Origin of the sequence: Microbacterium sp. KHB019, from assembly GCF_037285405.1 — a bacterium.
GTDB lineage: Bacteria > Actinomycetota > Actinomycetes > Actinomycetales > Microbacteriaceae > Microbacterium.
In genome coordinates, this window is record NZ_JBBDHF010000001.1 from 158,726 (window position 1) to 184,681 (window position 25,956).

The 25,956-nt window shown below is 68.0% G+C and carries 27 protein-coding genes and 1 tRNA gene; 18 read left to right on the plus strand and 10 right to left on the minus strand.

Annotated features, from left to right (window positions below; all coding sequences use genetic code 11):
- Nucleotides 1–44: 44 nt before the first annotated feature.
- Nucleotides 45–2,450: an Rne/Rng family ribonuclease gene (locus tag KHB019_RS00810; RefSeq protein ID WP_325472166.1), complete on the plus strand. Its 2,406-nt coding sequence runs from the start codon at nt 45–47 to the stop codon at nt 2,448–2,450.
- On the opposite strand, the gene KHB019_RS00815 is transcribed toward KHB019_RS00810, so the two are convergent.
- A complete protein-coding gene (locus KHB019_RS00815) occupies nt 2,412–2,681 on the minus strand; it encodes a DUF4031 domain-containing protein (protein ID WP_325472165.1) in 270 nt (89 codons plus the stop codon). The two genes, KHB019_RS00810 and KHB019_RS00815, sit on opposite strands and share 39 nt — an antisense overlap.
- Before the next feature lie 215 nt (nt 2,682–2,896).
- Between KHB019_RS00815 and rplU the strand changes: the two genes are divergently transcribed.
- The 10 genes from rplU to KHB019_RS00865 all read left to right on the plus strand — a co-directional run bounded on the left by rplU (nt 2,897) and on the right by KHB019_RS00865 (nt 10,133).
- Nucleotides 2,897–3,205 carry a 50S ribosomal protein L21 gene (gene rplU, locus KHB019_RS00820; RefSeq protein WP_194419833.1) on the plus strand — a complete coding sequence of 103 codons (309 nt, stop codon included), beginning with the start codon at nt 2,897–2,899 and terminating at the stop codon, nt 3,203–3,205.
- Between the two features lie 18 nt (nt 3,206–3,223).
- On the plus strand, nt 3,224–3,481 hold the full coding sequence (rpmA, locus tag KHB019_RS00825) for a 50S ribosomal protein L27 (protein ID WP_230102938.1): 258 nt from the start codon (nt 3,224–3,226) through the stop codon (nt 3,479–3,481).
- A 75-nt stretch (nt 3,482–3,556) separates the two neighbouring features.
- The gene (gene obgE, locus KHB019_RS00830) at nt 3,557–5,068 is read left to right on the plus strand and encodes a GTPase ObgE (protein WP_337457900.1); all 1,512 of its coding nucleotides are present in this window, start codon (nt 3,557–3,559) and stop codon (nt 5,066–5,068) included.
- Nucleotides 5,065–5,859 (plus strand): glutamate 5-kinase, encoded by a 795-nt coding sequence (gene proB / locus KHB019_RS00835; protein ID WP_325472163.1) that lies wholly within the window; start codon nt 5,065–5,067, stop codon nt 5,857–5,859. Before obgE ends, proB begins: the two co-directional genes overlap by 4 nt.
- Nucleotides 5,860–5,885: 26 nt before the next feature.
- Nucleotides 5,886–7,139 carry a glutamate-5-semialdehyde dehydrogenase gene (locus tag KHB019_RS00840; protein ID WP_230102935.1) on the plus strand — a complete coding sequence of 418 codons (1,254 nt, stop codon included), beginning with the start codon at nt 5,886–5,888 and terminating at the stop codon, nt 7,137–7,139.
- A 52-nt stretch (nt 7,140–7,191) separates the two neighbouring features.
- Entirely contained in the window at nt 7,192–7,416 is a 225-nt protein-coding gene (locus KHB019_RS00845) for a hypothetical protein (RefSeq protein WP_230102934.1), read from the plus strand.
- Nucleotides 7,417–7,421: 5 nt separating this feature from the next.
- The gene (gene nadD / locus KHB019_RS00850; protein ID WP_230102933.1) at nt 7,422–8,024 is read left to right on the plus strand and encodes a nicotinate-nucleotide adenylyltransferase; all 603 of its coding nucleotides are present in this window, start codon (nt 7,422–7,424) and stop codon (nt 8,022–8,024) included.
- Nucleotides 8,021–9,067: a hypothetical protein gene (locus KHB019_RS00855; protein ID WP_337457901.1), complete on the plus strand. Its 1,047-nt coding sequence runs from the start codon at nt 8,021–8,023 to the stop codon at nt 9,065–9,067. The genes nadD and KHB019_RS00855 overlap by 4 nt, the downstream gene beginning before the upstream one ends.
- Before the next feature lie 26 nt (nt 9,068–9,093).
- On the plus strand, nt 9,094–9,444 hold the full coding sequence (rsfS, locus tag KHB019_RS00860) for a ribosome silencing factor (protein WP_414684075.1): 351 nt from the start codon (nt 9,094–9,096) through the stop codon (nt 9,442–9,444).
- Nucleotides 9,444–10,133, plus strand: a complete 690-nt coding sequence (locus KHB019_RS00865; protein ID WP_230102931.1) for an SDR family oxidoreductase — start codon at nt 9,444–9,446, stop codon at nt 10,131–10,133. Before rsfS ends, KHB019_RS00865 begins: the two co-directional genes overlap by 1 nt.
- A gap of 6 nt (nt 10,134–10,139) precedes the next feature.
- On the opposite strand, the gene KHB019_RS00870 is transcribed toward KHB019_RS00865, so the two are convergent.
- Complete coding sequence (locus KHB019_RS00870; RefSeq protein WP_325472159.1) at nt 10,140–10,823, minus strand: response regulator; 684 nt, start codon at nt 10,821–10,823, stop codon at nt 10,140–10,142.
- Nucleotides 10,820–12,409, minus strand: a complete 1,590-nt coding sequence (locus tag KHB019_RS00875; RefSeq protein WP_414684074.1) for an ATP-binding protein — start codon at nt 12,407–12,409, stop codon at nt 10,820–10,822. The genes KHB019_RS00870 and KHB019_RS00875 overlap by 4 nt, the downstream gene beginning before the upstream one ends.
- A 159-nt stretch (nt 12,410–12,568) precedes the next feature.
- On the opposite strand from KHB019_RS00875, the gene KHB019_RS00880 reads away from it, so the two are divergent.
- From KHB019_RS00880 to KHB019_RS00890, 3 genes are read left to right on the plus strand one after another with little or no spacing between them, the layout of a single operon-like run.
- The gene (locus KHB019_RS00880) at nt 12,569–13,600 is read left to right on the plus strand and encodes a Bug family tripartite tricarboxylate transporter substrate binding protein (protein ID WP_230102928.1); all 1,032 of its coding nucleotides are present in this window, start codon (nt 12,569–12,571) and stop codon (nt 13,598–13,600) included.
- Nucleotides 13,597–14,160: a tripartite tricarboxylate transporter TctB family protein gene (locus tag KHB019_RS00885; protein ID WP_230102927.1), complete on the plus strand. Its 564-nt coding sequence runs from the start codon at nt 13,597–13,599 to the stop codon at nt 14,158–14,160. The genes KHB019_RS00880 and KHB019_RS00885 overlap by 4 nt, the downstream gene beginning before the upstream one ends.
- Nucleotides 14,153–15,730: a tripartite tricarboxylate transporter permease gene (locus KHB019_RS00890; RefSeq protein ID WP_443193177.1), complete on the plus strand. Its 1,578-nt coding sequence runs from the start codon at nt 14,153–14,155 to the stop codon at nt 15,728–15,730. The genes KHB019_RS00885 and KHB019_RS00890 overlap by 8 nt, the downstream gene beginning before the upstream one ends.
- Before the next feature lie 21 nt (nt 15,731–15,751).
- On the opposite strand, the gene KHB019_RS00895 is transcribed toward KHB019_RS00890, so the two are convergent.
- The 4 genes from KHB019_RS00895 to KHB019_RS00910 form a co-directional block, all read right to left on the minus strand.
- On the minus strand, nt 15,752–16,099 hold the full coding sequence (locus KHB019_RS00895; RefSeq protein WP_230102925.1) for a cupin domain-containing protein: 348 nt from the start codon (nt 16,097–16,099) through the stop codon (nt 15,752–15,754).
- Between the two features lie 102 nt (nt 16,100–16,201).
- On the minus strand, nt 16,202–16,333 hold the full coding sequence (locus KHB019_RS00900; RefSeq protein ID WP_230102924.1) for a putative transporter small subunit: 132 nt from the start codon (nt 16,331–16,333) through the stop codon (nt 16,202–16,204).
- Entirely contained in the window at nt 16,333–17,994 is a 1,662-nt protein-coding gene (locus KHB019_RS00905; protein ID WP_230103129.1) for a sodium:solute symporter family protein, read from the minus strand. The genes KHB019_RS00900 and KHB019_RS00905 overlap by 1 nt, the downstream gene beginning before the upstream one ends.
- 421 nt (nt 17,995–18,415) lie before the next feature.
- Nucleotides 18,416–19,567: a calcium:proton antiporter gene (locus tag KHB019_RS00910; RefSeq protein ID WP_337457903.1), complete on the minus strand. Its 1,152-nt coding sequence runs from the start codon at nt 19,565–19,567 to the stop codon at nt 18,416–18,418.
- A gap of 114 nt (nt 19,568–19,681) precedes the next feature.
- Between KHB019_RS00910 and KHB019_RS00915 the strand changes: the two genes are divergently transcribed.
- The gene (locus KHB019_RS00915) at nt 19,682–20,848 is read left to right on the plus strand and encodes a low temperature requirement protein A (protein ID WP_337457904.1); all 1,167 of its coding nucleotides are present in this window, start codon (nt 19,682–19,684) and stop codon (nt 20,846–20,848) included.
- A gap of 34 nt (nt 20,849–20,882) precedes the next feature.
- On the opposite strand, the gene KHB019_RS00920 is transcribed toward KHB019_RS00915, so the two are convergent.
- Nucleotides 20,883–20,958, minus strand: a tRNA-Ala gene (locus KHB019_RS00920).
- Between the two features lie 127 nt (nt 20,959–21,085).
- Between KHB019_RS00920 and KHB019_RS00925 the strand changes: the two genes are divergently transcribed.
- From KHB019_RS00925 to KHB019_RS00935, 3 genes are read left to right on the plus strand one after another with little or no spacing between them, the layout of a single operon-like run.
- Nucleotides 21,086–22,168: an NAD(P)-binding domain-containing protein gene (locus tag KHB019_RS00925; RefSeq protein WP_325472188.1), complete on the plus strand. Its 1,083-nt coding sequence runs from the start codon at nt 21,086–21,088 to the stop codon at nt 22,166–22,168.
- A 9-nt stretch (nt 22,169–22,177) separates the two neighbouring features.
- Entirely contained in the window at nt 22,178–22,834 is a 657-nt protein-coding gene (locus KHB019_RS00930) for an SDR family oxidoreductase (protein WP_337457905.1), read from the plus strand.
- Nucleotides 22,835–22,851: 17 nt separating this feature from the next.
- Nucleotides 22,852–24,048, plus strand: a complete 1,197-nt coding sequence (locus tag KHB019_RS00935; RefSeq protein ID WP_337457906.1) for a glycoside hydrolase family 3 N-terminal domain-containing protein — start codon at nt 22,852–22,854, stop codon at nt 24,046–24,048.
- Here the strand turns inward: KHB019_RS00935 and KHB019_RS00940 are convergent.
- Entirely contained in the window at nt 23,952–24,902 is a 951-nt protein-coding gene (locus tag KHB019_RS00940) for a 3-methyladenine DNA glycosylase (RefSeq protein WP_337457907.1), read from the minus strand. The genes KHB019_RS00935 and KHB019_RS00940 overlap by 97 nt on opposite strands.
- A gap of 14 nt (nt 24,903–24,916) precedes the next feature.
- Nucleotides 24,917–25,954 carry an App1 family protein gene (locus tag KHB019_RS00945; RefSeq protein WP_230102918.1) on the minus strand — a complete coding sequence of 346 codons (1,038 nt, stop codon included), beginning with the start codon at nt 25,952–25,954 and terminating at the stop codon, nt 24,917–24,919.
- Nucleotides 25,955–25,956: the final 2 nt, after the last annotated feature.

Consider the following 25,956-nt stretch of genomic DNA (forward strand, 5'->3'; position numbering starts at 1 on the left):
GAGATTTCGCGGCACGCAGTGCCCGCGCAGGGAGTACGCCAGAGATGGCCGATGAGACGAATGACAACAACACCCCTACCCTCGACGCGAATGAAGCGGCTCCGGTAACACCGGAATCCGCTGACCCGCCGTCGGACGTGACGGTTTCGTCGGAGGCTCCGGCCGAAGCCGATGCTCCGGTCGAGGTGGACCGCGCGGTCGATTCCGCCCCCGACACGGATGATGCTGCCGAGCCCGAGAAGCCTGAAGCGTCGGAGAAGCCTGAGGCGTCTGAGAAGCCCGAGGCACCCACCGAGCCTGAGAAGCCCGAAGCGTCTGAGAAGCCCGAAGCGTCTGACAAGCCGGCTGAGCCCGCGGAACCGGTCGAGCCGGAGCCCCTGACGGCCGTCGGCCTGGGGCTCATCCCCGAGGTGTTCGTCTCCCGGGTGTCGACCCAGCTGCACTTCTACGCGCCCGAGATCACGCCCCTCCCGGCGCGACCGGGACGCGACCGCGACGGCTCGCGCGACTCCCGCGACAACGACCAGGACGAAGCGCCGAACGCTCGCCGCGGACGCCGCCGCCGCGGCTCCGACTCCGACGAGCAGCGCGACGAACCGCGTCAGCGTCAGCGCGCCGTCGAGTACATCACCGAGCCGAAGGCGATCAAGGGCTCAACGCGGCTCGAGGCCAAGAAGCAGCGCCGTCGTGACGGCCGGGATGCAGGGCGTCGTCGTCCCGTCGTGACCGAGGCGGAGTTCCTCGCCCGGCGCGAGTCCGTCGACCGCAAGATGATCGTCCGCTCGAAGAACGGCCGCACGCAGATCGGCGTCCTCGAGGATGCCGTGCTGGTCGAGCACTACGTCGCTCGCAACCAGGACGCCTCCCTGATCGGCAATGTCTACCTCGGACGTGTGCAGAACGTGCTGCCGAGCATGGAAGCGGCATTCGTCGACATCGGCCGCGGCCGCAACGCTGTGCTGTACTCCGGCGAGGTCGACTGGGACGGCGTCGAGACCGGCAACCAGCCCCGTCGCATCGAACTGGCGTTGAAGCCCGGCGACCGCGTGCTCGTCCAGGTCACAAAGGATCCCGTCGGACACAAGGGCGCCCGCCTCACCAGCCAGATCTCGCTCCCCGGACGCTACCTCGTGTACGTGCCTGGCGGGTCGATGAACGGCATCAGCCGCAAGCTCCCCGACAACGAGCGCGCCCGACTCAAGCGCATCCTCAAGGAGGTGCTTCCCGAATCGAGCGGCGTCATCGTCCGCACGGCGGCCGAGGGCGCCACCGAAGACCAGCTGACGCGCGACGTCCAGCGGCTCACCTCCCAGTGGGAGCACATCCAGAAGCAGGTCGAGAGCCAGCAGGCACCGGCCCTTCTGCACGCTGAGCCCGACCTGCTGGTCAAGATCGTCCGCGACGTCTTCAACGAGGACTTCACGAAGATGCTCATCCAGGGCGAGGAGTCGCAGCGGACGATCCGCGCGTATCTCGAGAGCGTCGCCCCCGACCTGCTCGAGCGCGTCGAGTCCTATGAGGACGACACCGACCCGTTCGACGCCTTCCGCATCACCGAGCAGATCGAGAAGGCCCTCGACCGCAAGGTCTGGCTGCCCTCCGGCGGTTCGCTCGTCATCGACCGCACCGAGGCGATGACCGTCGTCGACGTCAACACCGGCAAGTTCGTCGGGTCTGGCGGAAACCTCGAAGAGACCGTCACCAAGAACAACCTCGAGGCCGCGGAGGAGATCGTCCGCCAGCTGCGGCTGCGCGACATCGGCGGCATCATCGTCGTCGACTTCATCGACATGGTGCTCGAGTCCAACCGCGACCTCGTGCTGCGGCGTCTGGTGGAGTGCCTGAGCCGCGACCGCACGAAGCACCAGGTCGCCGAGGTCACCTCGCTCGGTCTCGTGCAGATGACCCGCAAGAAGCTCGGCCTCGGGCTTCTCGAGACCTTCAGCGAGGCGTGCGAGGTCTGCGCCGGGCGCGGCGTCATCGTGCACCACGATCCGGTCGTCAAGCACCGCTCGAACTCGGGCGGCGGTCAGTCGAACAACCGTCGTCAGCGCGGCGGAAACGCTCAGCAGAACCAGAGCCCGCAGCAGAACAGCGCCGTGGCGCACGGCATCCCCGAGGGCGCGAAGACGGCGCTCGCGCAGATCGCGGCGTCCACGCTCGCAGCGACGAGCGAACCCGTCATCGAGGTGGCGACCGTCGTCGAGACCGAGCAGCCCGCAGCGCAGGAGCGTCCGAAGAAGCCTCGCCGCAAGCGCGGCGGCGACCGGAACGCACCCAAGACCGAGGCCGAGCAGCTGCTCGACTCGGTGCTGGATGCTCTGCCCGAGCCCAAGGCCCCCGGTCAGGGACGCAACCGCCGCCGCGTGACGACGGCTGCGCTCACCGGCACCCCGGTCTCGGTCAACGTCTCACCGTCGGCGGTCGCGAGCGGGGACGCGGAGTCCTGAGGCGATCAGCCTGCGCACCAGTTCCTTGCCGCCGACGTGCTCGGCGCCGGCGGCGATGAGCCGGGGCAGGGCCTCTTCCGGCACGTCGTAGTGGTCGCGGTCGAACCCTCGAGGCGGCAGGTCGTTCCGGCGCGCGAAGTCGTGCAGCTCCTCCAGGCTGTGATCGCTGACCAGGTGGGCCCAGAGGCGTCCGTGCGCGGGCCAGATGGGGTCGTCGATCAGTACGGTCACTCCGTGATCCTACGGCGGGGCGACACGGGTGCGGCTCGCTTTGCGAGAGCGTGGTCGATCCGGTAAAGTAGTCCCTTGGTGCGTGAGCTGAGTCGTCCCCAGCGGGTGACGAGCCGAGGCCTTGTGCTCGTACCCGTCAGACCTGCGACGAACGCAGGCACAGTCTTCCCGTGAGATTTCCGGAGCTTTACGCTCCCCAACGAAACAGGTATCAAGTGGTTTACGCAGTAGTGCGCGCCGGTGGACGGCAGGAGAAGGTCGAGGTCGGCACGATCGTTCAGCTCGATCGTGTTCAGGCTGCCCAGGGCGAGAAGATCGAGCTGCCCGCAGTGCTCCTCGTCGACGGCGCCACGGTGACCACCGACGCCGACAAGCTGGCCAAGGTCAAGGTGACCGCCGAGGTCATCGGCAACCTCCGCGGCCCGAAGATCATCATCCAGAAGTACAAGAACAAGACCGGCTACAAGAAGCGTCAGGGCCACCGCCAGGAGCTCACGCGCGTCAAGATCACCGGCATCAAGTAAGCAGAAGAGGCTCAGGACATGGCACACAAAAAGGGCGCAAGCTCCACCCGTAACGGTCGTGACTCCAACGCTCAGCGACTTGGGGTCAAGCGTTTCGGTGGCCAGCAGGTCAACGCCGGCGAGATCATCGTCCGCCAGCGCGGCACGCACTTCCACCCCGGCGTGAACGTCGGCCGTGGCGGCGACGACACGCTGTTCGCTCTTGAGGCGGGCGCGGTGCAGTTCGGCGCGAAGGGCGGCCGCAAGGTCGTCAACATCGTCGCCGCTGCGCAGTAACAGCAGCACAGCAGACATCCGGTTCGGGGCGGGCTTCGGCTCGCCCCGTCCGCGTATCCAGGAGAGAATCAAGACATGGTCACGTTCGTCGACACGGTGACGCTGCATCTGCGCGCCGGCAAGGGCGGCAACGGCTGTGTCTCCGTTCACCGCGAGAAGTTCAAGCCGCTCGGCGGTCCTGACGGCGGCAACGGCGGTGACGGCGGCGACATCGTGCTCGTGGCCGACACGCAGACCGGCACGCTGCTCTCGTACCACCACTCGCCGCACCGCTCGTCCGGGAACGGCGGGTTCGGAATGGGCGACCACCGCTCGGGCTATGAGGGCGAGGCGCTCGAGCTTCCCGTCCCCGTCGGCACGGTCGTCAAGAACACCGACGGTGACGTGCTGATCGACATGGTCACGCCCGGCGAGAGGTTCGTCATCGCAGAGGGCGGTCGGGGTGGCCTCGGCAACGCTGCCCTGGCGAGCCCGAAGCGAAAGGCTCCCGGGTTCGCGCTGCTCGGCACTCCCGGCTACGAGGGCGACGTCGTCCTCGAACTGAAGACCGTCGCCGACGTCGCACTGGTGGGCTATCCGTCCGCCGGCAAGTCGAGTCTCATCGCCGCGATCTCGGCGGCTCGTCCGAAGATCGCCGACTATCCGTTCACGACGCTGCACCCGAACCTCGGTGTCGTTCAGCAGGGCGACTTCCGCTACACGGTCGCCGATGTTCCCGGCCTCATCGAGGGCGCCAGCGAGGGGCGCGGTCTCGGACTCGAGTTCCTGCGCCACGTGGAGCGCTGCTCCGCACTGCTGCACGTGCTCGACTGCGCGACTCTCGAGCCGGGCCGCGATCCGATCTCCGACCTCGACGTGATCCTCGCCGAGCTCGCAGCCTATGACGTGCCGGAGGGGCAGACGCCCCTGCTAGAGCGTCCTCAGCTCGTCGCGCTGAACAAGATCGATGTCCCGGAGGCGCGCGATCTCGCCGACCTGGTCCGCCCGGAGCTCGAGGCACGCGGCTTCCGCGTGTTCGAGATCTCGACCGTGTCGCACGAGGGGCTGCGTCCGCTGACCTTCGCCCTGGGCGAGATCGTCGACAAGCACCGTACGGAGGCCGCTGTCGAGGTGCCAGCCGAGCGCGTCGTCATCCGCCCCAGGGGTGCGCAGAAGCCGTTCACCATCCGTGTCGAGGGCGGCTCGTACGGCACGTACTACCGCATCCTCGGTGAGAAGCCCGTTCGGTGGGTGCAGCAGACCGACTTCCAGAACGAGGAGGCCGTCGGATATCTCGCCGACCGCCTCGAGCGTCTCGGAGTCGAGGACGAGCTGTTCCGCGTCGGGGCGACCCCCGGCGCCACCGTCGTCATCGGCGAGGGCGAGGGGCTCATCTTCGACTGGGAGCCCTCCATGCGCTCGGCCGCAGAACTCGCGACCGCGCCGCGCGGCACCGACCCGCGCCTGGCCCCGAACTCTCGACGCACCACTGGCGAGCGTCGCGAGCAGTACTACGAGCGGATGGACGCGAGAGCGGCCTTCCGCGCCGAGGAAGACCAGAAGCGCCGTGCGACGGCGGGGCAGGACTTCGACGGGGAAGACGCGTGACCGCGACGGCTCGCGCCGAGCTCGCGTCAGCCGCGCGCATCGTCGTCAAGGTCGGCTCCTCGTCGATCAGCGGCGAGTCCTCGTGGCGCATCCCGCTGATCGTGCACGCCCTCGCCGGCGCGCACGCTCGCGGATGCGAGATCGTGCTGGTGTCCTCGGGTGCGATCGCCACCGGCATCCCGTTCCTCGATCTGGATGCCAGGCCCACTGACCTTGCGACGCAGCAGGCCGCGGCTGCGGTCGGCCAGAACGTGCTCGTCTATCGCTACCAGGAGGCGCTGCGCCCGTTCCGCGTGACGGCCGGCCAGGTTCTCCTCACCACAGGCGACCTCGAGAACCCGACCTCGCGCAGCAACGCCCGCCGCGCGATGGAGCGACTGCTCGGACTGCGCATCCTCCCGATCGTCAACGAGAATGACACAGTCGCCACGCAGGAGATCCGGTTCGGTGACAACGACCGGCTCGCAGCACTCGTCGCGCAGCTGATCGGAGCGGACGCCCTCGTGCTGTTGAGCGACGTCGAGTGTCTGTACACCAAGCCGCCCACTGACCCCGCTGCGGAGCCGATCGACATCATCGCCGCCGATGCGGATCTCGCCGGGCTGGAATTCGGTGCGACCGTCGTCAACAGCGTCGGAACAGGGGGAGCGGCAACCAAGGTGTCCGCCGCTCGACTGGCCGCAGCATCCGGAATCGGGGTGCTCGTCACCAGCGCCGATCTCGTGGACCGTGCGCTGCAGGGCGACGAGATCGGCACCTGGTTCGAGCCCGCTGTCATCTCGCCCGCCTGACCGCACCGGTCTCGTAAGCTGAGCGGATGACCACCGCATCGCCTCAGGACCGTCTCGCGCGCGCCAAGGAGGCGTCGCGCGCCACCGCCCGTCTCACGAGCGACGAGAAGGCCAGAGCGCTCGAAGCCATCGCGAGTGCCGTCGAGGGGAACGCGGCGGCGATCATCGCCGCCAACGCCCGCGACATCGACGAAGGACGTGCGAACGGGATCGGCGAGTCGCTGATCGATCGGCTGCGCCTGGATGCGAAGCGCGTGAGCGCTCTGTCCTCGGCTGTGCGGCAGATCGCTGCGCTTCCCGACCCCGTCGGGCAGGTCATCGGCGGACACCGGATGCCGAACGGTGTGAACCTCCAGCAGGTGCGGGTGCCGTTCGGGGTCGTGGGTGCGATCTACGAGGCACGCCCCAACGTCACAGTCGACATCGCCGCGCTCGCGCTGCGCTCCGGCAACGCGATCGTGCTGCGCGGCGGGAGCGCCGCCCGCGAGTCCAACACGGTGCTCGTCCAGGTCATGCGCGATGCGCTGGAGAGTGTCGACGTCACCCCGGAGGCGATCCAGACCGTCGACGAGTTCGGACGCGACGGCGCGAAGGCGCTCATGCACGGGCGCGGGTTCGTCGACGTCCTCGTCCCTCGGGGCAGTGCAGCGCTCATCGAGACGGTCGTCACCGAATCGACCGTGCCGGTCATCGAGACCGGAGCGGGGAACGTGCACATCGTGCTCGACGAATCCGCACCGGACGACTGGGCGCGCGAGATCGTCGTCAATGCCAAGGTGCAGCGTCCGAGCGTGTGCAACGCCGTCGAGACGGTGCTCGTGCTGCGTCAGGCTGCTCCCCGGCTCGTACCCCTCGTGGCCAGCGCCCTGCAGAGCGAGGGGGTGGCTGTGCACGGCGACGACATGGTCGCAGGGCTCATGAGCAATGTCATCCCGGCGACCGAGGAGGACTGGGCGACCGAGTACCTCAGCCTCGACGTGGCGATGAAGGTCGTCGACACCCTCGATGATGCTCTCGCGCACATCCGGAAGTACAGCACCGGCCACACCGAGTCGATCATCACGACCGATTCGCGCAACGCGGAACGGTTCCTCGCCGAGGTCGATTCGGCTGTCGTCATGGCGAACGCGTCGACGAGATTCACCGACGGCGCCGAGTTCGGCTTCGGCGCGGAGGTGGGCATCTCCACTCAGAAGCTGCACGCCCGCGGTCCGATGGGGCTTTCCGAGCTGACCAGCACGAAGTGGCTCGCGCGTGGGGCGGGGCAGACGCGCGCCTGAGCGATAGGATGGGTGAGCCTCTTCTCGCACCCGGTCACGAAACGGAGACAGGATGAACCTCGTCGCACAGATTGCGATGGCAGCCGCTGAAACGGAGCACCACGGAAACGTGGCCCTGGAGACCCTCATCTTCGGGCTCATCGCCGCTGGGCTGTTCGCCGTCCTCGGTCTCGTCACGTTCTCGTACCGTCACGTCGCCAACCGGCACTCCGCCAAGGCCGAGGCCTGGGCTCAGAAGCACGGCGCCGACGCCCACGGGGCAGGGCACGGCCACTAAGGCGCATGGAGAAGACGACCACGCGTGCCCCCCGCATCGGAGTGATGGGCGGGACGTTCGATCCGGTCCACAACGGGCACCTGGTCGCGGCAAGCGAAGTCGCGCACTCCTTCGATCTGGACGAGGTCGTCTTCGTTCCCACCGGGCGACCCTGGCAGAAGGCGAACGTCACCCCGAGCGAGCACCGCTACCTGATGACCGTGGTGGCCACGGCTTCGAACCCGCAGTTCACCGTCAGCCGGGTCGACATCGACCGCGAAGGCCCCACATACACGATCGACACCCTTCGAGACCTGAAGAAGGAGCGCCCTGGAGCTGAGCTGTTCTTCATCACCGGTGCGGATGCCGTAGCGCAAATTCTCAGTTGGAGGGACCATGATGAACTGTGGGAGTTGGCCCACTTCGTCGCGGTCTCCCGCCCAGGACATGTTCTGAGCACCGACGGCCTCCCGAGCGACAACGTCAGCCAGCTCGAGGTCCCCGCGCTGTCGATCTCATCCACCGCGTGCCGTGAGCGCGTGCATGACGATCAACCCGTGTGGTACCTCGTTCCCGACGGAGTCGTTCAATATATCGCGAAGCATCATCTGTATCGGAGCAAGGCATGAGCACATCGGATCAGCAGGGCAACCAGCCGCTGACCCGCAAGCAGCTGCGGGAGATCCGCCTCACCGGCGCGACGCCGGTGATCGGAGAAGACGAAGCCGCCGCAGACGCTGCGAAGAAGACGCCCCCGACCCCTGCCGCCCCTCTTGCCCGTCCGGCCGAACCTGCCGAGGTCGCCCCGGCTCCGGCCGACGTCGACATCGATGAGGACTCGGGAGCGCCGCTGACCCGTCGTCAGGTTCGTGCGCTCGAGCGCATGCGGACGGCATCCGTGCCCGTCATTGAGCCCGACGCCGACTCCGAAGAACAGCAGGCCGAGGCGGTTGCGCCGGATGCCGGTTCAGAGCCGGAGGGCGTCCCTGCGCCTGTTGCAGCCGCGACGACCGACGAGGTCGTTTCGGGACTCCCGGTGTTCGGCACCGCCGGTGACGAGGACTCGGGCGACGAGCGACCCGCGGAAGACGTGGCTGACTCGGAAGACGAGGCTCCCTCGGCAGGCCACGAGGACGACGCCCACGATGACGACGCCGACGAGGAGGTCGCGGAGCGACCGATCGTCAGCCCGACCTTCGGCGAGCAGGTGCTCGGCGAGCAGACCGACGTCCCGTCGTTCGCCCCGTCATTCGATGAGTTGATCACCTCGGACTCCGGCGGGTCGCACCGTGCGCCCAACACCCTGATCTTCACCCACCCCGGTGAGGGCTCCCTCTCGGGCCCTGTCGCCTCGACGGGCGAGGTCCTCATCACCGGCACCTACGAGCTCCCCGAGGGACTGGGCTCGCAGGGGCACGCACGTGGTACCACCGACGGCAAGGACATCGATGCGGTGCTCATCGACGGTGAACTGCCGCCGGCTTCGTCGCCGACGCCCATCGCGGCGAGTTCTGCCGTAAGCACGATTCGCCCCGCGGGCGAAGTCATTCGCCCTCCCGCACCGGAGAAGGGCAACAAGCTCATGCTGACGCTGGCGATCACGGCGGGCGGGCTCGCGCTCGCCCTGGCTGTGGCGCTGATCGCAGCCTTCACCCTGAATGTGTTCGGATGATGCAATCACCTGAGAATGCCCAGACCATGCTGCAGATCGCAGCCGACGCCGCTGTCTCCAAGGGCGGTGAAGACCTCATCGCGCTCAACGTCTCCGAGCCGCTGCCGCTGGTGGACATCTTCCTGCTCGTGACCGGTAACAGCGAGCGCAACGTCGCCGCGATCGCCGACGAGATCGAGGATCGACTCATCGAGGCGGGCCACAAGCGCGTGCGCCGAGAGGGCCGTGCCGAGGCGCGCTGGGTTCTGATGGACTTCGGCGACCTGATCGTTCACGTCTTCCACGGCGAAGAGCGTGTGTACTACGGCCTGGAGCGGCTCTGGAAGGACTGCCCCGTCGTCCCGATCGAGCTCACCGAGGCCGCAGAGCGTCCCTGATGCCTGTGCATCTGATCACCGGAGCCGGCTCCGGCATCGGTGCAGCGCTCGCCCGGCGCCTCCACGACCGCGGTGATCAGCTCGTACTGCTGGCACGCGATGCCAGTCGGGCGCGGGACTTCACAGCTCATTACCCGGGTGCATCGACGCTGGTCGGCGATCTCGCACAGCCGGGGCGCCTGTCATGGGCGTTCTCGAAGCAGCACCTCCCTGAGCGGATCGACACACTCGTGCACGTCGCGGGCATCGTCGACCTCGGGCGGGTCGCCGACCTTTCGCCGACCGTGTGGGAGCAGCAGCTCGCCGTGAACCTGGTGGCTCCGGCAGAGCTCACCCGTCTGCTGCTGCCGGTGATCCGCGTCTCCCGAGGCCAGGTGCTGTTCGTCAATTCCGGCGCCGGACTGCGCGCCAACGCCGAATGGGGCGCGTACGCGGCATCCAAGCACGGCCTGAAGGCTCTCGCCGACGCCCTGCGCGCCGAAGAGGCGGGGAACGGTGTGCGCGTGACCTCGGTGTTCCCTGGGCGCACGGCGACGCCGATGCAGCAGAAGGTGCATCACCAGGAGGGCGCGGAGTACGTCGCCGACCGGTTCATCGACCCCGCGTCCGTCGCGACGACGATCCTCACGGCCATCGACTTGCCGCGCGACGCGCAGATCACCGACCTGTCGGTGCGACCGGGCGTCTGAACAGGTTCACCCGCGCAGCTGGTACCGCAACTCCGGCCTGCCGACGCCACCGTAGGTCGGGGAGCTCGCCGCGAGACCAGACTCCACGAGTCGCTCAAGATACCGGCGGGCGCTGACCCGTGACATCCCGAGCGCCTCGGCGAGCTCTGTCGCCGACAGCGGGCGCGCGTGGCTCTCCATGGTCTCGGCGACCCGTTGCAGCGTGACCCGGGAGACGCCCTTGCGGTTACTCGCCAGGGCGACGGCATCCCGCCGCATGAGCGCATCGACGGTGACCTGGTCGAGTTCGCCGGTGTCGCCCAGCTCAGCATCTCGGGCAAGGACCCGGCGCACGTCGTCGAGCCGTTCGTGCAGCGTCTGCATCGGGAACGGCTTGACGACGTAGTGGTGAACTCCGTGCGCGCGTGCGCGCCGGACGGTCTCCAGGTCGCGGGCAGCCGTGACGGCGATGACCTCGACGTGCGCTCCGGCCGCGCGCAGCCGCCGCAGCACGTCGATTCCGGACATGTCCGGAAGGTACACGTCCAGCAGCATGACCTCGGGACGCAGCTCCGAGACCGCACGCAGCGCGTCGCCACCGGTCGGGGCGACGCCGACGACCTCGAAGTGCGGATGCCGCTCCACGAAGCCGCGCGTCACATGGGCGACGGCGAAGTCGTCTTCGACGATGAGCGTGCGCAGACGGCTCATGCGGTGACTTCCGCGAGTTCGGCGACCGGCAGGCGGATGGCGAACCGCGCTCCGCCGATCGCAGCAGGGGAGAGTTCGATGCTGCCGCCGCGCCGTTCGACGATGCGTGCGACAAGGGTGAGTCCGTACCCGCGCTGGCGGTCGCGGCTCTTCGTCGAGAAGCCCAGGCGGAACACATCTCCCCGGTTCTCGATCGGGACACCAGGGCCGTCGTCCTCGACGCAGATCACGGTGTCACTGCGCGCATCCCGCTCGATCGCCACGACGACGTGACCGCCTCGGCCGGCGGCATCCAGAGCATTGTCGATCAGGTTGCCGACGACCGTGCTGAGGTCGCCATCAGCGGGGCCGGCAGGCAGACTCGCGTCCGAGATGTCGAGCCCGACACCGAGTTCGCGCGCACGGGCTCGCTTGGCGAGCAGGATCGCGGCAAGCTCGATGTCCTGGACCGCGTCCGGAGCATCCAGCCGGCTGAGGGCCCCACCGTCTCCCGCTCGCTCGATCACGCGACGGGCGGCATCGAACTCTTCGAGCTCGATCAGCCCGCCGATCGTGTGCAGGGTGTTCGAGAACTCATGCTGCTGCGCGCGGAGCCCCTCTGTGAGGCTCTGCGCGCCGGCGAGATCGCGCAGCGCGTGGTCGAGCTCGGTGCGATCCATCAGCGTGACGACGGTGCCGACCCTGCGCTTCTGCACGCGCACCGCCGCCGCTCTGGCGACGAGCACTCGCTCGCCGGAGAGCACGAGGCGCTGCGGAGTGGATTCGTCGACGTGAGAATCGGCGATCAGCATGGTGAGGTCGTCGAGCAGTTCGGATGCGGGCTTGCCGATCGCCTCGGCGGGGGAGTCGAGTCCGAGCAGGCGTGCGGCCGAGTCATTGCACAGTGAGATGTCGCCGCGCTCGTCGAGGGCGAGCATGCCCTCGCGGATGCCGTGCAGAGTAGCCTCGCGCGTCTCCAACAGGCTCCGGATCTCATCCGGCTCGAGGCCGTAGATGCGGCGGCGCACGATGCGAGCGACACCGGTGGCGGCGATCACGCCGACAACCGTCGCAGCTCCCAGCGCGAGCAGGAATCCGGTGATGTCGCCGAGGAAGTCCTCGCGCAGCGCCGACTCGAGAATGCCGACGGAAACCTGCCCCATCACAGCACCGGAGCTGTCGAAGACGGGCACCTTGACGCGCCACGACTCGCCGAGGGTGCCGGTCTGCGTGCCGACGTACATGGCACCGGAGAGGGCGACGCTGGGGTCCGTCGACACCGGCTCGCCGATGCGGTCAGGATTCGGGTGCGAGTATCGGATCCCCTTGTCGTCGGTCACGACGACGTAGGCGACGTTCGACGCATCGCGGATCAGCTCGGCGATCGGCTGAATGGTCTTCGCCGGATCGGCGTCGTCATACGCTTCGATGATCGTCGGCAGTTGGGCGACCGACTGGGCCACGCCGATCATGCGCTCCTGTGATGCCTCGCGGATCTGCCGCTCCTGCATGAGCATCGCGGCGAGGCCGACGGTGAGGACGACGGCGAGCACGATGAACACCTGCAGCAGCACCAGCTGCGTGCGGAGCGTCATCGCTTTCACCACGTTCCCCATGATATTCGAGCGCAGAGCGGGCGATCAGGGTACGAAATGACCAAAACCTCCGGTACTGAACTCAACCGGTCTGCGGATTCGGGTGCGTCATAGGCTCACGACACCCGCACCCCGGCATCGACGCCGGAACGAGAACTCGAGGAGGAGTTCATGACACAGCACATCCGTACCCGAGGCCGCCTGGCCGCCGCAGCCGCGCTCGGCATCGCAGCCCTGACCTTGGCCGCCTGCAGCGGAGCATCGGCTCCCGCCGGCGACAGCGGAGACGGCGAGGCAGCCGCGAGCATCAAGAGCGTCGCCGTCGTCGCCCCGGCCGATCCCGGTGGAGGATGGGACCAAACCGCACGCGCGTTCGCGCAGGCGCTCAGCGATGAATCCCTCGTCTCGTCGGCACCCGTGACGAACATCGGCGGTGCCGGAGGCACCGTCGGACTCGCCTCGCTCGCGACCGAGACCGACCCGAACACGCTCATGATCACCGGCAGCGTGATGGTCGGCGCCGTCGAGACGAACGCGTCGGACGTGCGCGTCGACGACATGACCCCCATCGCCAAGCTCACTGAGGAGCCGCTGGTCCTCGTCGTCCCCAAGGACAGTCCGTATGACACGATCGACGACTTCGTCGCCGACTGGGTCGACAGGGGCGCTGACATCGCCGTAACCGGCGGTTCGGCCGGCGGCATCGACCACATCCTCGCGGCGCTTCTGCTCACGGATGCCGGCGTCGACGCGGCTGACGTGCCGAAGAAGCTCAACTACATCGCCAACTCGGGCGGTGGCGAGGCGCTCACCCTGCTCCTCGGCGGTCAGGTGCAGGCCGGCATCTCCGGCGTCGGCGAGTTCGCGCAGCAGGTGGAAGCCGGCGACCTGAAGGCGCTGGCGGTTTCGTCCGGCGAACCCGCGCTGCTGCTGCCCGACGTGCCCACGCTCAACGATGAGGGGATCGATCTCGTCGTCACCAACTGGCGCGGACTGATCGCACCGGGCGGCATCTCGGATGCCGAGAAGAAGGCGTTGGAGGAACTGGTCACCTCCGTGCACGACAGCAAGACGTGGACAGGCATCCTCGACAAGAACGGCTGGACCGACGCATTCCTCGTCGGCGACGAGTTCTCGAGCTTCCTCGACGGTGACATCACCACCACGCAGGAGACGCTGAAGACGATCGGTCTCGTCGAATGACAGATCAGTCCATCGCGGGGGCGCAGGCATCAGCCGGAGCCCCCCGGTCGCGCAAGATCGGCGAGCTCGTCTTCGTCGGGGTGATCCTCGTCTTCTCGGTGGTCGCGCTGGTGATGACCGGTTTCATCCGTGAGCCGCTCGGCTCATCGAACGTGCTCGGCGCGCGCGTGGTGCCCTACGCCGTTACCGGTCTGATGCTGCTGTCGTCGCTCGGCGCGCTCATCGCCGTGCTGCGCGGCGACGTCGGAGCACCCGATGAGGGCGAGGACATAGACGACGAGGCGAAGACCTCGTGGAAGACAGTCGTGCTGCTGGCGCTGTCGTTCGCGTCGCTGATCATCGTGATCCCGCTCGCCGGCTGGCCGGTCGCGGTCGTCGTCCTGTTCACCGGCGCATCGCTCGCGCTCGGGTCGACGAGCTGGTGGCGCGCGCTGCTGCTCGGCCTCGGGCTCGGTGTGCTCACGCAGCTGCTGTTCGGCACGCTGCTCGGTCTGTCGCTGCCGGTCTGCGGCACAGTCCTCCCGGGTCTGATCGGGGCATCGGGGGTGTTCGGTGGATAGCCTGCAACTTCTCATGGAGGGATTCGCGACCGCGCTGCAGCCGCAGTATCTACTGTTCGCGTTCGTCGGAGTCCTCCTCGGCACTGCCGTCGGCGTGCTGCCCGGCATCGGCCCCGCCATGACCGTGGCACTGCTGCTGCCGCTGACGTACACGCTCGACGTGACCAGTGCGATCATCATGTTCGCCGGCATCTACTACGGCGGTATGTACGGCGGATCGACCACGTCGATCCTGTTGAACACACCGGGGGAGTCCGCGTCGATAGTCACAGCGCTCGAGGGCAACAAGATGGCCCGGATGGGGCGTGCAACGGCCGCCCTCGCCACCGCGGCCATCGGCTCGTTCATCGCGGGCACCATAGCCACCGCGCTGCTCACGCTGTTCGCCCCGATCATCGCCGACTTCGCCGTGACCCTTGGGCCCGGCGACTACTTCGCGCTCATGATCGTCGCCTTCCTCACGGTCGGCGCCCTGCTCGGTGCGAGCCCCATCCGCGGCATCGTCTCGCTATCGATCGGCCTGTTCCTCGGGCTCGTCGGCACGGACACGCTCACCGGCCAGTCCCGCTTCACGTTCAGCATCCCGAACCTCGGCGACGGCATCGATGTCGTCATCGTCGCCGTCGGACTCTTCGCCGTCGGCGAGGCCCTCTACGTCGGCTCACGCCTGCGCACCGGCGCACTGCCGATCATCCCGGTGTCGGGAAACTGGCGCTCCTGGATGAAGAAGAGCGACTGGAAGCGCTCATGGAAGCCGTGGCTGCGCGGCACGGCGATCGGATTCCCGATCGGATCGATCCCGGCTGGCGGCGCGGATGTCGCGACATTCCTGTCGTATGCGGCCGAGAAGCGCCTCGCGAAGGACCCGTACCGCAAGCAGTTCGGCAAGGGCGCGATCGAGGGCGTGGCGGGACCGGAGGCGGCGAACAACGCCGCAGCGGCCGGCGTGCTGGTTCCTCTGCTGACGCTCGGACTGCCGACCACGGCGACCGCGGCGATCATCATCTCGGCGTTCCAGACCTACGGCATCCGCCCTGGACCGCTGCTGTTCGACAGCCAGCCGGCACTGGTGTGGGCGCTCATCGCGAGCCTGTACATCGGCAACGTCGTGCTGATCATCCTCAACCTGCCGCTGGTGGGCATGTGGGCGAAGGTGCTGCAGATCCCACGGCCGTATCTGTACGCCGGGATCCTCGTGTTCGCGGGGCTCGGCGCGTACGCGGCGAACTTCACGGTCTTCGACATCGGCGTACTGCTGCTGCTCGGGGTGATCGGGTTCGTCATGCGCCGGCACGGATATCCGGTCTCGCCGATGGTCGTCGGCGCGATCCTCGGGCCGATGGCGGAGGAGCAACTGCGTAAGGCCATGGCGATCAGCCAGGGCAACCCGATGTACCTCGTGCACAGCCCGGTCTCGATCGTGATCTATTCGGCCATGATCGTCATCATCGTGCTCGGTGTCTGGCTCAAGCACCGCCAGGCGCGGTTCGAGGCGGACCTGGCCGAGATCGACACCGCGACCCTCCGGACCGTGGACGAGGAGATCGCCGAGCAGTTGCGCGATCGCTGAGGTCGCGACAGCCGGCTCCGCTCAGACGGAGCGGCGCACCGTCAGAAGGAAGACACTGTCTTCTCGCGCGAGGACGCTGTGCCGCTCCGGAGGGATCGGGATGAGGTCGCCGACGGCGAGCTCCCATGAGCGGCCCTGACCGGTCAGACGCAGGTGTCCGCCGAGCACCTGCAGCGTCGCCTCCGGCGGGCTGTCGTGCTCCGGAAGTTCGGCCTCCTCGAGCAGGGCCATCGCGGTCTGCCGCAGCACCGCATCCCGGCCGCCGTAGACGGTTTCGGCCGCTCGTCGAGACGAGGACTCGCGTGCTTCGGCGAGCAGCTTCGTCTGGAGTTCTTCGAGATTCGTTCGCGTGGGCGCGGACCCGGTCATGACCTGCTCCTATCGCTGGATGCTCCCGCCATCCTCGCATCCCCGGCCCAGAACGCAACAGGGCGGCACCCGGCCACCCGGATGCCGCCCTGTTGTCGGGCGTCAGATGATTTGACGCCCCTCCTTCTTGGCCTCACGGGCGTCCTTGGTGAACGCGCGGATGATCACGGCGAGCACGCCGATGACGACCACTGGCCACACCAGCACGTATGCGGTCATGAGGATGATCTCCATCACTTCTCCTTTCCGGTGAAGGCGGCATCGGCGGTGCGCACGACGCCTTCGGCCGCGCTGATGACCTCGGTCTCGGCGGTGTCGAAGTCGCCGGTGCGGTGCCGGATCACCGAGAAGTCGAACCGCTTGTCCTTATTGAACATGGTGATCGCGACGCACACGATCGTGCTCACCGCGTAGGCGACCAGCGAGCCCGACAGCACCGGATAGGTGTGCAGGAATCCGATCGCGAACGGCGCCGATGTAACAGATGCCACGGCGCCGACGACGACGGCGACCCGCAGCCCGAAGAAGCCGAACGACATGAGCCCGAGCACCACACCGATGCCGATCACCGAGAAGACATCGCTGACGATGCCCAGTCCGCCCGACAGGTCGACCCATTCGAAGCGCACCGGCAGGAATGCCGCAAGGGCTGCGACGACCGCGACGCTGAACGCCGCATTCGTCACCCGGTTCCAGTAGAAGCTCGCGATCACCGGGAAGACCAGGGCGCCCCACAGAGCACCGACGAACACCAGCAGGTCGAGGATGTTGAACTGCATCGACGCGAAACCGAGAGCTGCGGCGGTCGCCCCGACCATCGTCAGGCGTCCGACGAGCAGCATCGTCTTCGGGTTGGCGTTCTTCTTGCCGGCGATGTTCTGGCCGTAGATGTCGGCCATCATGATCGACGACAGTGCGGTCATGTCAGCATCCGCCGTCGATGACAGCGAACCGATGATCATGACGAAGAAGACGCAGATCAGGATCGGGCTGAGGTAGGTCGCGGCCATCTGCGGGATGAGGTTGTTGACATCGCCGCCCATGGGCTCGATGCCGGCGTACAGGGCGATGACGCCCAGCATCCCGACACCGATGATCGTCGCGCCGTACCCGATCGTCGCCGTGACGAAGGTCTTCTTGATCAGGTCCTCGCGGACGGCGAACAGGCGCTGCGCGATGGTCTGGTTGCCGATCGCGTAGGCGAGCACGGCCGCGATGTACGGCGCTCCCTGGTTGAAGAACGCGTCGGAGGAGAAGAAGTCGCCCTGCTGCGGGGTGAGGTTCTTCGCACCTTCGACGAACAGGTCGGGGCCGCCAGCGGCGAAGAAGATCACCGGGATGATGATCGCCACCGCGCCCAGCATGGCCAGAACCTGCGCGAAGTCGGTCAGCACCGAGGCGCGGAAGCCCGACCAGAGGGTATACGCGAGCACACCGATCGCGATCGCGACGATGCCCTGCGTGAACGTGAACGGGGACAGCATCGAGATCAGCGCCCCGCCGGCGATGAGGTTGGAGGTCAGGCTGATGAGACTGCCGAGCACGTTGGACCCGGCGAGCATGAGCTGGCTCGAGCGACCGTGCCTGGCGAACATCACCTCGGCGATCGTGTGGGCCTTGGGAGCGACCTTGCGGATGCGCCGGCCGAAGGGGTAGATCAACAGGATCATCAGTGCGCCCCACAGCCCGTAGTGGATCGGGCCGGAGATGCCGTACGTGTAGCCGGATGTCGCCGATGCGTACATCGAGGATGCCCAGATCCAGGTCGCCGTCATGGATGCGGCTGAGATGCCGAAGCCGATCTTGCCGCCGCCGGTCATGTAGCCGTCGGCATTCTCCTTCTTGCGGGAGATGCGAATAGACATGTACAGGCTGCCGCCGAAGAAGATCAGCATGAGCAGGACCGTCACTGGCCCTGAGAGTGTTTGGAGGTCGCCCACCGGATGGTTCTCACTTTCTCGTCGTGATGCGGCTGGAGCCGCCGGTCGAAGGAGAAAGTGCTCGCTAAGTGGGGGAGGGAACGCGGGGGAAGTAGATGGACATCGGGCGATCTGAAGCTGTCAGCATGGCGAACGAACCTGGATCACTGAGGCGCATGACAGCGCACAGACGAGAGATCCGGGGTGCGGCTCCTTTCGGTTCGGTCGCGTTCGGCACGCCTGACGTCGGCGCATCCTCAGCGGGATTCGAGGGATTGCGATCGCGCGCAGTCGGGCGCGCGGCTCGCGAGAGCGCACAATGCGCTCGATGCTCATTCATGCACGAGCATGTTCTCCACCATAGCAAACTCCCAGCGAACTCCCCGGGGAGTGCCGGTCAGGAGAACAGCACGATGAGGTAGACGGCGAACAACGCCAGGTGCGCCCCGCCATGCATCGCGGTCACGCGCCGGGCAGCGAACGTGGCGACGGACAGCAGCAGCGTCCCTCCGAGCAGCAGCAGATCGGCCGGCGTCTCGGCGAGGATCACGCCCTTGCCGGTCGCGGCCCCGATGACGAGCACAGCGGGGATCGTGAGGCCGACGGTCGAGACCAGGGCGCCGTGGCAGAGATTGACGACACGCTGGACCTCGCCGCCGAGCGCAGCCCGGATCGCCGTGATCGACTCGGGCAGGAACACGATGGCGGCGATGAGCACACCGGCCAGGGCCGGGGGAGCACCGAGCCGACCGAGCCCGTCATCGAGGAGAGCTGCCATGTCGTGCGAGAGCAGCACGATCGGGATGACGGTGACGACGAGCAGGGCGAGACGGACGACCACCTCGGTGCGGTGCGTGCGGAGTGTGTCGCGGATGCTGTGCGCCGAGGCATGCGGGTCGGTCGCGCGCTCGATGCGCACCCGCTCGTCGACCTCGGTGAAGTCGGATGCCTGCGCGCCCATCTGACGGAACAGGAAGAGGCCGTAGAGCACGAGCGTGAGGATCACGACGGGGATCGCCTGCGCAGCAGTGTACGCGCCGTCCTGGCCGATCAGGACGGGGAAGCCGAACGCGACGGCGACGAGGACGACGAGCATCGCCAGGTATGCCGAGGTGCCGGTTCGGTTGTGCGCCATGCCGCGGTGCCGGATTCCGCCCATGAGCAGGGCGAGCCCGATCACGAGGTTCAGGATGATCATCGACACCGCCATGACCGAGTCGCGCGCGATCGTGGGATGCTCGCCGGGGCCGAGCATGACGGCGGAGATGAGCACCACCTCGATGAGCACGATCGACAGCGTCAGCACCAGGGAGCCATACGGGTCGCCGAGGCGGTGCGCGAGCGCCTCGGCCTGCTTCACGACGCCGAATGCGCACACGAGGATCACGGCGACGATGACGACGAGGGCCACGACCAGCACCGGCGCGGGAACGGGGGCTGCGAGCAGTGGATGAGCGAGCAGCAGGATGCCGAACGCTCCCCAGCCGAGCGCGATCCTGACGATGTCGGATGCGGCGACGAATGCTCTCGGGCTTCGCGTGGTTGTCATGACCGGGAATCCTTGCGGGGCCGTCCCCTGGTGCGAAGTCCGGTGAGGGTCGTCCCCCGCGGTGTGATCGATTCTAGCCGAGGGGGCTGATCGGCAGTCCTAGACTGACCGTTCATGGGAACCATCGCATCTCGCGCATTCGGACCACTGGGGCTCGTCCGGATGTCGGGCCGGGACTCGCGAGAGGCTCACCGCGCGGCGAGTCCGCTGGAGCTCTTCTTCGACCTGGTCTTCGTCGTCGCCGTCTCGCAGGCTTCGCAGGGTCTGCACCACGGCATCGCGGAGGGCGAAGCGGGCGCAGCTGTGCTCGGGTACGGCATGATCTTCTTCGCCATCTGGTGGGCGTGGATGAACTTCACCTGGTTCGCTTCGGCGTTCGACGTCGACGACTGGCTGTACCGGCTGACGACGATCGTGCAGATGGGCGGCGTGCTGGTGCTCGCCACCGGAGTGCAATCGGCGATGGCAGAAGGAGAATGGGCCGTCGTCACCTGGGGATACGTGATCATGCGGCTCGCGATGGTCGCGCAATGGGCGCGCCTCGCGATCTCCGACCCTGAGCAGCGTTCGGTCGCGATCCGCTACGCGCTGGGCATCGTCGCCGTGCAGCTGCTCTGGCTCGCGCGACTCCTGTTCTCGGCCGACGTGCAGTTCTGGAGCTTCTGGCCGGCCGCCATCCTCGAGATGCTGATCCCGGTGTGGGCGGAGCGGGCGCGGAACACGCCGTGGCATCCGCATCACATCGCGGAGCGCTACGGATGCTTCACGCTGATCGTCCTCGGCGAGAGTCTGCTCGCCTCGAGCAATGCCGTGATCCCCGCGCTGGGTGCCGGCGAGCACACCGCGGCGCTGGTCGGCCTCGCCGTCGCCGGCATCGTGATCGCGGCAGGGATGTGGTGGGTCTACTTCAGTCGCGAGCAGGGCGAACGGCTCGGCGCGTCGCCGCGAGCCTTCGCCTTCGGTTACGCGCACTACTTCGTCTTCGCCTCAGCCGGTGCGGTGTCTGCCGGCATCGAAGTCGAACTCGACCTGCTCGAAGACGCTCACGGCGTGTCTACCGCATCTTCGGCGCTGGCGTTCACCCTGCCGGTAGCGGTGTTCCTGGTCACGATCTGGCTCGTCATGCTGCGCGGCCGGATCTCAGAGCCCGCGTCGGCGATATTCCTGATCGCGGCTGCGCTGGTTCTCGCCTGCGGCGTTCTGCCGGTGCTCACGGTCGCAGGCACCGCCGTGTGTCTGGTCATCGCTGTGGTGACGCTCGAGTGGGACCGGCTGAGATGAGAAGAAGCCCTCGGCGTGTGCCGAGGGCTTCGCTTGGTGGACCTGAGGGGACTCGAACCCCTGACCCCCTGCATGCCATGCAGGTGCGCTACCAGCTGCGCCACAGGCCCATCTCGCTTCCCCGGGTGAGTGGGGCAACTTGAAAAGAATACAACACCGTCAGCGGTGCGCGCGAATCGATGCGCGGCCGGGCGGGTCAGCGGGAACACTTCCGCAGATGCATGCGTTGTGATGGATATGGAGATCAGGGAGAGCATCGTCATCGGCGCAGGCCAGGCAGGGCTCTCGACCTCCTTCCACCTCAAGCGACTCGGAATCGACCATCTCGTCCTCGACGCGAATGACAGCGCGGGCGGCGCGTGGCAGCACAGATGGGATGCGCTGACCATGGACGATGTCCACGGCGTGGCCGAGCTGCCGGACGCTCAGGCTCCTGCTCGGGATCAGAAGCGCGCGAACATCGTGGTGCCGGCGTCCTTCGCCGACTACGAACGAGAGCACGACCTGCCCGTCATCCGCCCGGTGCACGTCGACCGCGTGAGCGACGACGACGGCATCCTCGTCGTTCGGGCCGGGGCGCGGGACTGGCGCACCCGGACGATCGTGAACGCGACGGGCACCTGGACGCAGCCGTTCCTGCCGCACTACCCGGGGATGGAGACGTTCCTCGGGGAGCAGCTGCACACCGTCGACTATCCGGGCCCTGAGCACTTCCGCGGCAAGCGAGTCCTGGTGGTGGGCGGCGGCGCCTCCGCGGTCCAGTTCCTCGGCGCGCTCGCACCGATCACCGACACGCTGTGGGCCACCCGTCGTGAGCCGATCTGGCGCGACGACGACTTCACCCCCGAAGCCGGCGCCGCAGCCGTCGCGCTCGTCGAGCAGCGCGTCGCACAGGGCCTTCCGCCGCAGAGCGTGGTCGGAGTCACCGGGCTCATGCTGCGACCGCAGGAGCGTGAAGCGCAGCGGCTCGGGGCGTACGCCGACCGGCGGCCGATGTTCCAGCGCATCGAACCAGACGGTGTCCGGTGGGCTGACGGATCCTTCGAGCGCGTCGACGTCATCCTGTGGGCCACAGGGTTCCGACCGGCGATCGCCCATCTCGGTCCCTTGCATCTGCGCAGTGACGCCGGCGGCATCCAGCTCGACCGTGCCGGGCGCGGCACGACCGCCGTGAAGGATCCGCGCATCCAACTCGTCGGGTACGGCCCATCGGCGAGCACGATCGGTGCCAACAGGGCAGGGCGAACGGCCGCCATCGGTGTTCAGCGCGCCCTGCAGGCCGTCTCCGATGGCCGTGCCGTGACCGTCTCGGCGGGTTAGCCTGGAGGCATGTCCCGTGTCATCGTCTTCGGCGGCCACGGCCGCATCGCCCTCCTGCTCGCACCGATCCTCGTCGCCAGAGGCGATGAGGTCACCTCGGTGATCCGCAACCCCGATCACGTGGCCGAAGTCGAGCAGACCGGAGCGACCGCGCTGGTCACCGACGTCGAACAGGTGGGCACCGCCGCGATCGCCGAGCTCATCCGCGGTCACGACGCCGTCGTGTGGTCGGCCGGAGCGGGCGGAGGGTCGCCGGAGCGCACGTACGCCGTGGATCGCGATGCCGCGATCCGGTCGATGGATGCCGCGGCATCCGCCGACGTGAAGCGCTACGTCATGGTGTCGTGGCTCGGCTCGACCGCGGATCACGGTGTGCCGGAGAGCGATTCCTTCTTCGCGTACGCCGACGCGAAGTGGGCAGCAGACGAGCACCTGCGCGGCACCGACCTGGACGGCACGATCCTCGGCCCTGGCACGCTCACCTTCGACGAGCCCACCGGGCTCATCGACCTCGAGGCACCCGACCGCGGCCGGGTGTCCCGCGGCGACGTCGCAGCGGTCATCGCGGCGGCTCTGATCGAACCCCTCACCATCGGGCGCACCGTCCGCTTCGGAAACGGCACGGCCGACAGCGCCGAACCGATCTCCGTCGCCCTCGCGCGCTGACCACCATGCGCCGGTGGATGCTGCTGGCAGTCGTGACGCTGATCTGCGGTGCACTGGGTGGCAGTGCCGTGGGCGGCAACGCGTCTTCGGCGCAACCCGCACCGTCCGTTCGACCCGTGAACGCCGCCCTCGCCGCGGCGCAGCCGGTCGTCAGCGGCCCGGCCGCCGAAGCGGCGCGTCTGGTCGGGGATATGACCACGGCCGAACAGGCCGCGAGCATCGTGATGGGGCACATCCCTACCGCCGATCCTGCGGCCCTGGCCGACTACATGAGCGCGACGGGCATCGGCGGGTTCATCCTCATGGGAGCGAACGTGCCGGCCACCGAGGCCGGTCTGCGTGCCGTGACAGCAGCCCTCGCCTCCGAGGCGGACGTTCCGCCGCTGATCGCCATCGATCAGGAGGGCGGCGACGTCTCGCGCCTTCCCTGGGACGATGGCGCATCGTCCAGCACCCTCAAGTCGCGTCCGACCGCCGAGACCTCGGCGGCGTTCGCAGCGCGCGCTGCGCTGGTCGCCCGCGCCGGAGCGAGCGTGAACTTCGGCGTCATCGCCGACACCACCGGCGACGCGTCCTCGTTCATCTACCGACGCTCACTCGGCGCCGATCCCGCGTCGGCGGCCGATCGAGTCTCCGCCGCCGTCGCTGCCGAGGAGCCGATGGTCGCCTCTACGCTCAAGCACTTCCCGGGGCACGGTGCGGCTCCGGGCGATTCGCACCAGCTGATCCCGAGCACCGGGAAGTCGCTGGACGAGTGGCGTCGCACGGATGCCGTGCCGTTCGAAGCCGGCATCGACGCCGGCGCGCGGCTCCTCATGTTCGGGCACCTCTCCTACACAGCGGTCGATCAGAAGCCGGCTTCGCTCTCGCAGCGCTGGCACGAGATAGCCCGCGACGATCTCGGCTTCAACGGGGTGATCGTCACCGACGACCTCGGGATGCTGATCTCCACCGGCATCCCGGAGTACGCGGACCCGGTCGCCGATGCCGTCGCCGCCGTCGCAGCGGGAAGCGACCTCGTGCTCATGGTCGCGCACTCCACGCCGCAGACCGCGGCACAGATCACTGGCGGGATCGCGGAAGCGGTCGAGCAGGGCTCACTCCCGGATGATCGGCTTCAGGATGCCGCGGAGCGCGTCATGACGCTCAGGCTCGAGCTTGCGGCATCCGCTGCCGTGTGGGCGCCCTGCGGCGACTGCGAACCGGTGTCCTGAGCCTGATCCTCACCCAGCCACGCGTCGAGCATCCGCTCGCGGAGCGCCGTCCCGCGCTCTGCGAACTCGCGCTGGCGGCGCACGTACTCGCTCTTTCCTTCTGGCGTCTCGATGGGGACGGGCACGACGTCCCAGTAAGACAGGTCGTACGGCGCTGCTTCCATGTCGAGCAGCCGGATGTCGCCGGCGAGCTCGAACGCGTCCAGCAGCAGGTCACCGGGGATGAGCGGGCCGAGCTTCATCGCCCACTTGTACAGGTCCATGCCGGCGTGCAGACACCCCGGCTGCTCGAGCGCCGGCTGATCGGCGCGGGTCAGCGGCGTGCGGTTGCGCGGCACGGCGTCCGTTGTGAAGAACCGGAAGGCATCGAAATGCGTGCAGCGCAGATCGTGTGACTCGACGACGGCATCTGTGCCGGCCTGGCCGAGGCGGAGCGGAGCGGGATGCCGGTGCTCATCCTCGCGGTACACCATCGCCCATTCGTGCAGGCCGAAGCACCCGAACTGGCCGGGGCGTGCGGCGGTGCGGCGCAGCATCCGCTCGATCAGATCGGCGAGCGGCGCCTTCTCGCGCGCGAACGCCTCGGCGTCCGGGACGACGGAGTCACGGTCGGTCCCTATCGTGTACCAGCGCCAGCCCGCTCGCTCCGGAGCATCCAGAAGCTCGACGCCCGCGCCCGGATGCCAGCGCCGCAGCTGCGACGGCGAATACGAGTAGTAGGTGAACAGGAAATCCCAGACCGGGTGCTTCTCGCCACGCGCGGCCCGAGCGCGGTGGGCAGCGGTGAGCGCGTCGGCGCGCTCCTGGTGGGCGCGCTCGCGCTCTGACCAGGTCGATCGATCAAGGCTCGTCATGCCAGCTCGTCACTTCACGTCTGTCGATGCAGGATGCCGACGTCGGTGAGCCGCTCGCGGAGACCTGCGCCGTCGGAGGCCGCGACCCACGGTGCTGTGTCCTCCGAGTGGTCATCCGAGGTCGCGCGTCCACCGGCGAGCATCGCCTCGGTGGTGGAGAGCTGCCTGATCGCGACGCCGGCGACGGAGGCAGGGTGGTCGATCATGAACTCGGTGTAGATCGCCTCGTCGTGCTGGCCGTCGTCGCCGATGAGCAGCCACTTCACCCGGGGGAACTCCTCGGCGAGGCGGCGCAGGTTGGTGAGCTTGTGCTCGCGTCCGCTCCGGAACCAGCGCTCGTGCGTCGGACCCCAGTCGGTGAGCAGCATCGATCCCAGTGGGAACAGGTGCCTGCCCATGAACCGGCTGAGCGTCGGAGCGACGTTCCAGGCCCCGGTGGACAGGTAGATCATCGGAGCGCCCGGATGCTGTCTCATCAGCTGCTCGAGCAGCACCGCCATGCCGGGCACGGGGATGCGGGCGTGCTCGTCGACCACGAAGGAGTTCCAGGCGGCGATGAACGGGCGGGGGAGCGCGGTGACCATCACGGTGTCGTCGACGTCCGACAGCACGCCGAACTCGACGTCGTCTGCGACGATGAACGCCGTCGCCTCGACGGGCTCCTGCCCTTCGACGGACATCGTGAAGCGCTGCCACCCGGCTGCGAGCTCGGCGTCGATGACGGTGTCCACCACGCCGCCTCGATCCGCGATCACCTCGTGGGTGCGCCCGGCGATCACGATGGTGACCTTGGCGAAGCCCACAGGGATGCCGACGAAGCTTCGCCATCCGCGCACCGACTCGTACTCGCCATCCGCTCCGCGGCGCCGCGGCGGCACGATCAGCACCCGGCCGAGCACGCGGACCCAGCCCGTGCCCCCGTAGCCGGCGAACGGCAGGACCGTGGCGGTGCGTCCTCGGCGGCGCGCGCGGCTCTCCCGCCACACGTGCAGGCGGTGCTCGAGGCGCGCGAACCAGTGGATCCGGGGCTTCTTGGCGGTGTCTTCAGACATCG

Coding starts and splice junctions, on each gene's coding strand:
- KHB019_RS00810 (WP_325472166.1), top strand. CDS start 45: ATGGCCGATGAGACGAATGACAACAACACCCCTACCCTCGACGCGAAT.
- rpmA (WP_230102938.1), top strand. CDS start 3,224: ATGGCACACAAAAAGGGCGCAAGCTCCACCCGTAACGGTCGTGACTCC.
- obgE (WP_337457900.1), top strand. CDS start 3,557: ATGGTCACGTTCGTCGACACGGTGACGCTGCATCTGCGCGCCGGCAAG.
- KHB019_RS00840 (WP_230102935.1), top strand. CDS start 5,886: ATGACCACCGCATCGCCTCAGGACCGTCTCGCGCGCGCCAAGGAGGCG.
- KHB019_RS00845 (WP_230102934.1), top strand. CDS start 7,192: ATGAACCTCGTCGCACAGATTGCGATGGCAGCCGCTGAAACGGAGCAC.
- nadD (WP_230102933.1), top strand. CDS start 7,422: ATGGAGAAGACGACCACGCGTGCCCCCCGCATCGGAGTGATGGGCGGG.
- KHB019_RS00855 (WP_337457901.1), top strand. CDS start 8,021: ATGAGCACATCGGATCAGCAGGGCAACCAGCCGCTGACCCGCAAGCAG.
- rsfS (WP_414684075.1), top strand. CDS start 9,094: ATGCTGCAGATCGCAGCCGACGCCGCTGTCTCCAAGGGCGGTGAAGAC.
- KHB019_RS00865 (WP_230102931.1), top strand. CDS start 9,444: ATGCCTGTGCATCTGATCACCGGAGCCGGCTCCGGCATCGGTGCAGCG.
- KHB019_RS00870 (WP_325472159.1), bottom strand. CDS start 10,823: ATGAGCCGTCTGCGCACGCTCATCGTCGAAGACGACTTCGCCGTCGCC.
- KHB019_RS00880 (WP_230102928.1), top strand. CDS start 12,569: ATGACACAGCACATCCGTACCCGAGGCCGCCTGGCCGCCGCAGCCGCG.
- KHB019_RS00885 (WP_230102927.1), top strand. CDS start 13,597: ATGACAGATCAGTCCATCGCGGGGGCGCAGGCATCAGCCGGAGCCCCC.
- KHB019_RS00895 (WP_230102925.1), bottom strand. CDS start 16,099: ATGACCGGGTCCGCGCCCACGCGAACGAATCTCGAAGAACTCCAGACG.
- KHB019_RS00900 (WP_230102924.1), bottom strand. CDS start 16,333: ATGGAGATCATCCTCATGACCGCATACGTGCTGGTGTGGCCAGTGGTC.
- KHB019_RS00905 (WP_230103129.1), bottom strand. CDS start 17,994: ATGCTGATCTTCTTCGGCGGCAGCCTGTACATGTCTATTCGCATCTCC.
- KHB019_RS00910 (WP_337457903.1), bottom strand. CDS start 19,567: ATGACAACCACGCGAAGCCCGAGAGCATTCGTCGCCGCATCCGACATC.
- KHB019_RS00915 (WP_337457904.1), top strand. CDS start 19,682: ATGGGAACCATCGCATCTCGCGCATTCGGACCACTGGGGCTCGTCCGG.
- KHB019_RS00925 (WP_325472188.1), top strand. CDS start 21,086: ATGGAGATCAGGGAGAGCATCGTCATCGGCGCAGGCCAGGCAGGGCTC.
- KHB019_RS00930 (WP_337457905.1), top strand. CDS start 22,178: ATGTCCCGTGTCATCGTCTTCGGCGGCCACGGCCGCATCGCCCTCCTG.
- KHB019_RS00935 (WP_337457906.1), top strand. CDS start 22,852: ATGCTGCTGGCAGTCGTGACGCTGATCTGCGGTGCACTGGGTGGCAGT.
- KHB019_RS00940 (WP_337457907.1), bottom strand. CDS start 24,902: ATGACGAGCCTTGATCGATCGACCTGGTCAGAGCGCGAGCGCGCCCAC.
- KHB019_RS00945 (WP_230102918.1), bottom strand. CDS start 25,954: ATGTCTGAAGACACCGCCAAGAAGCCCCGGATCCACTGGTTCGCGCGC.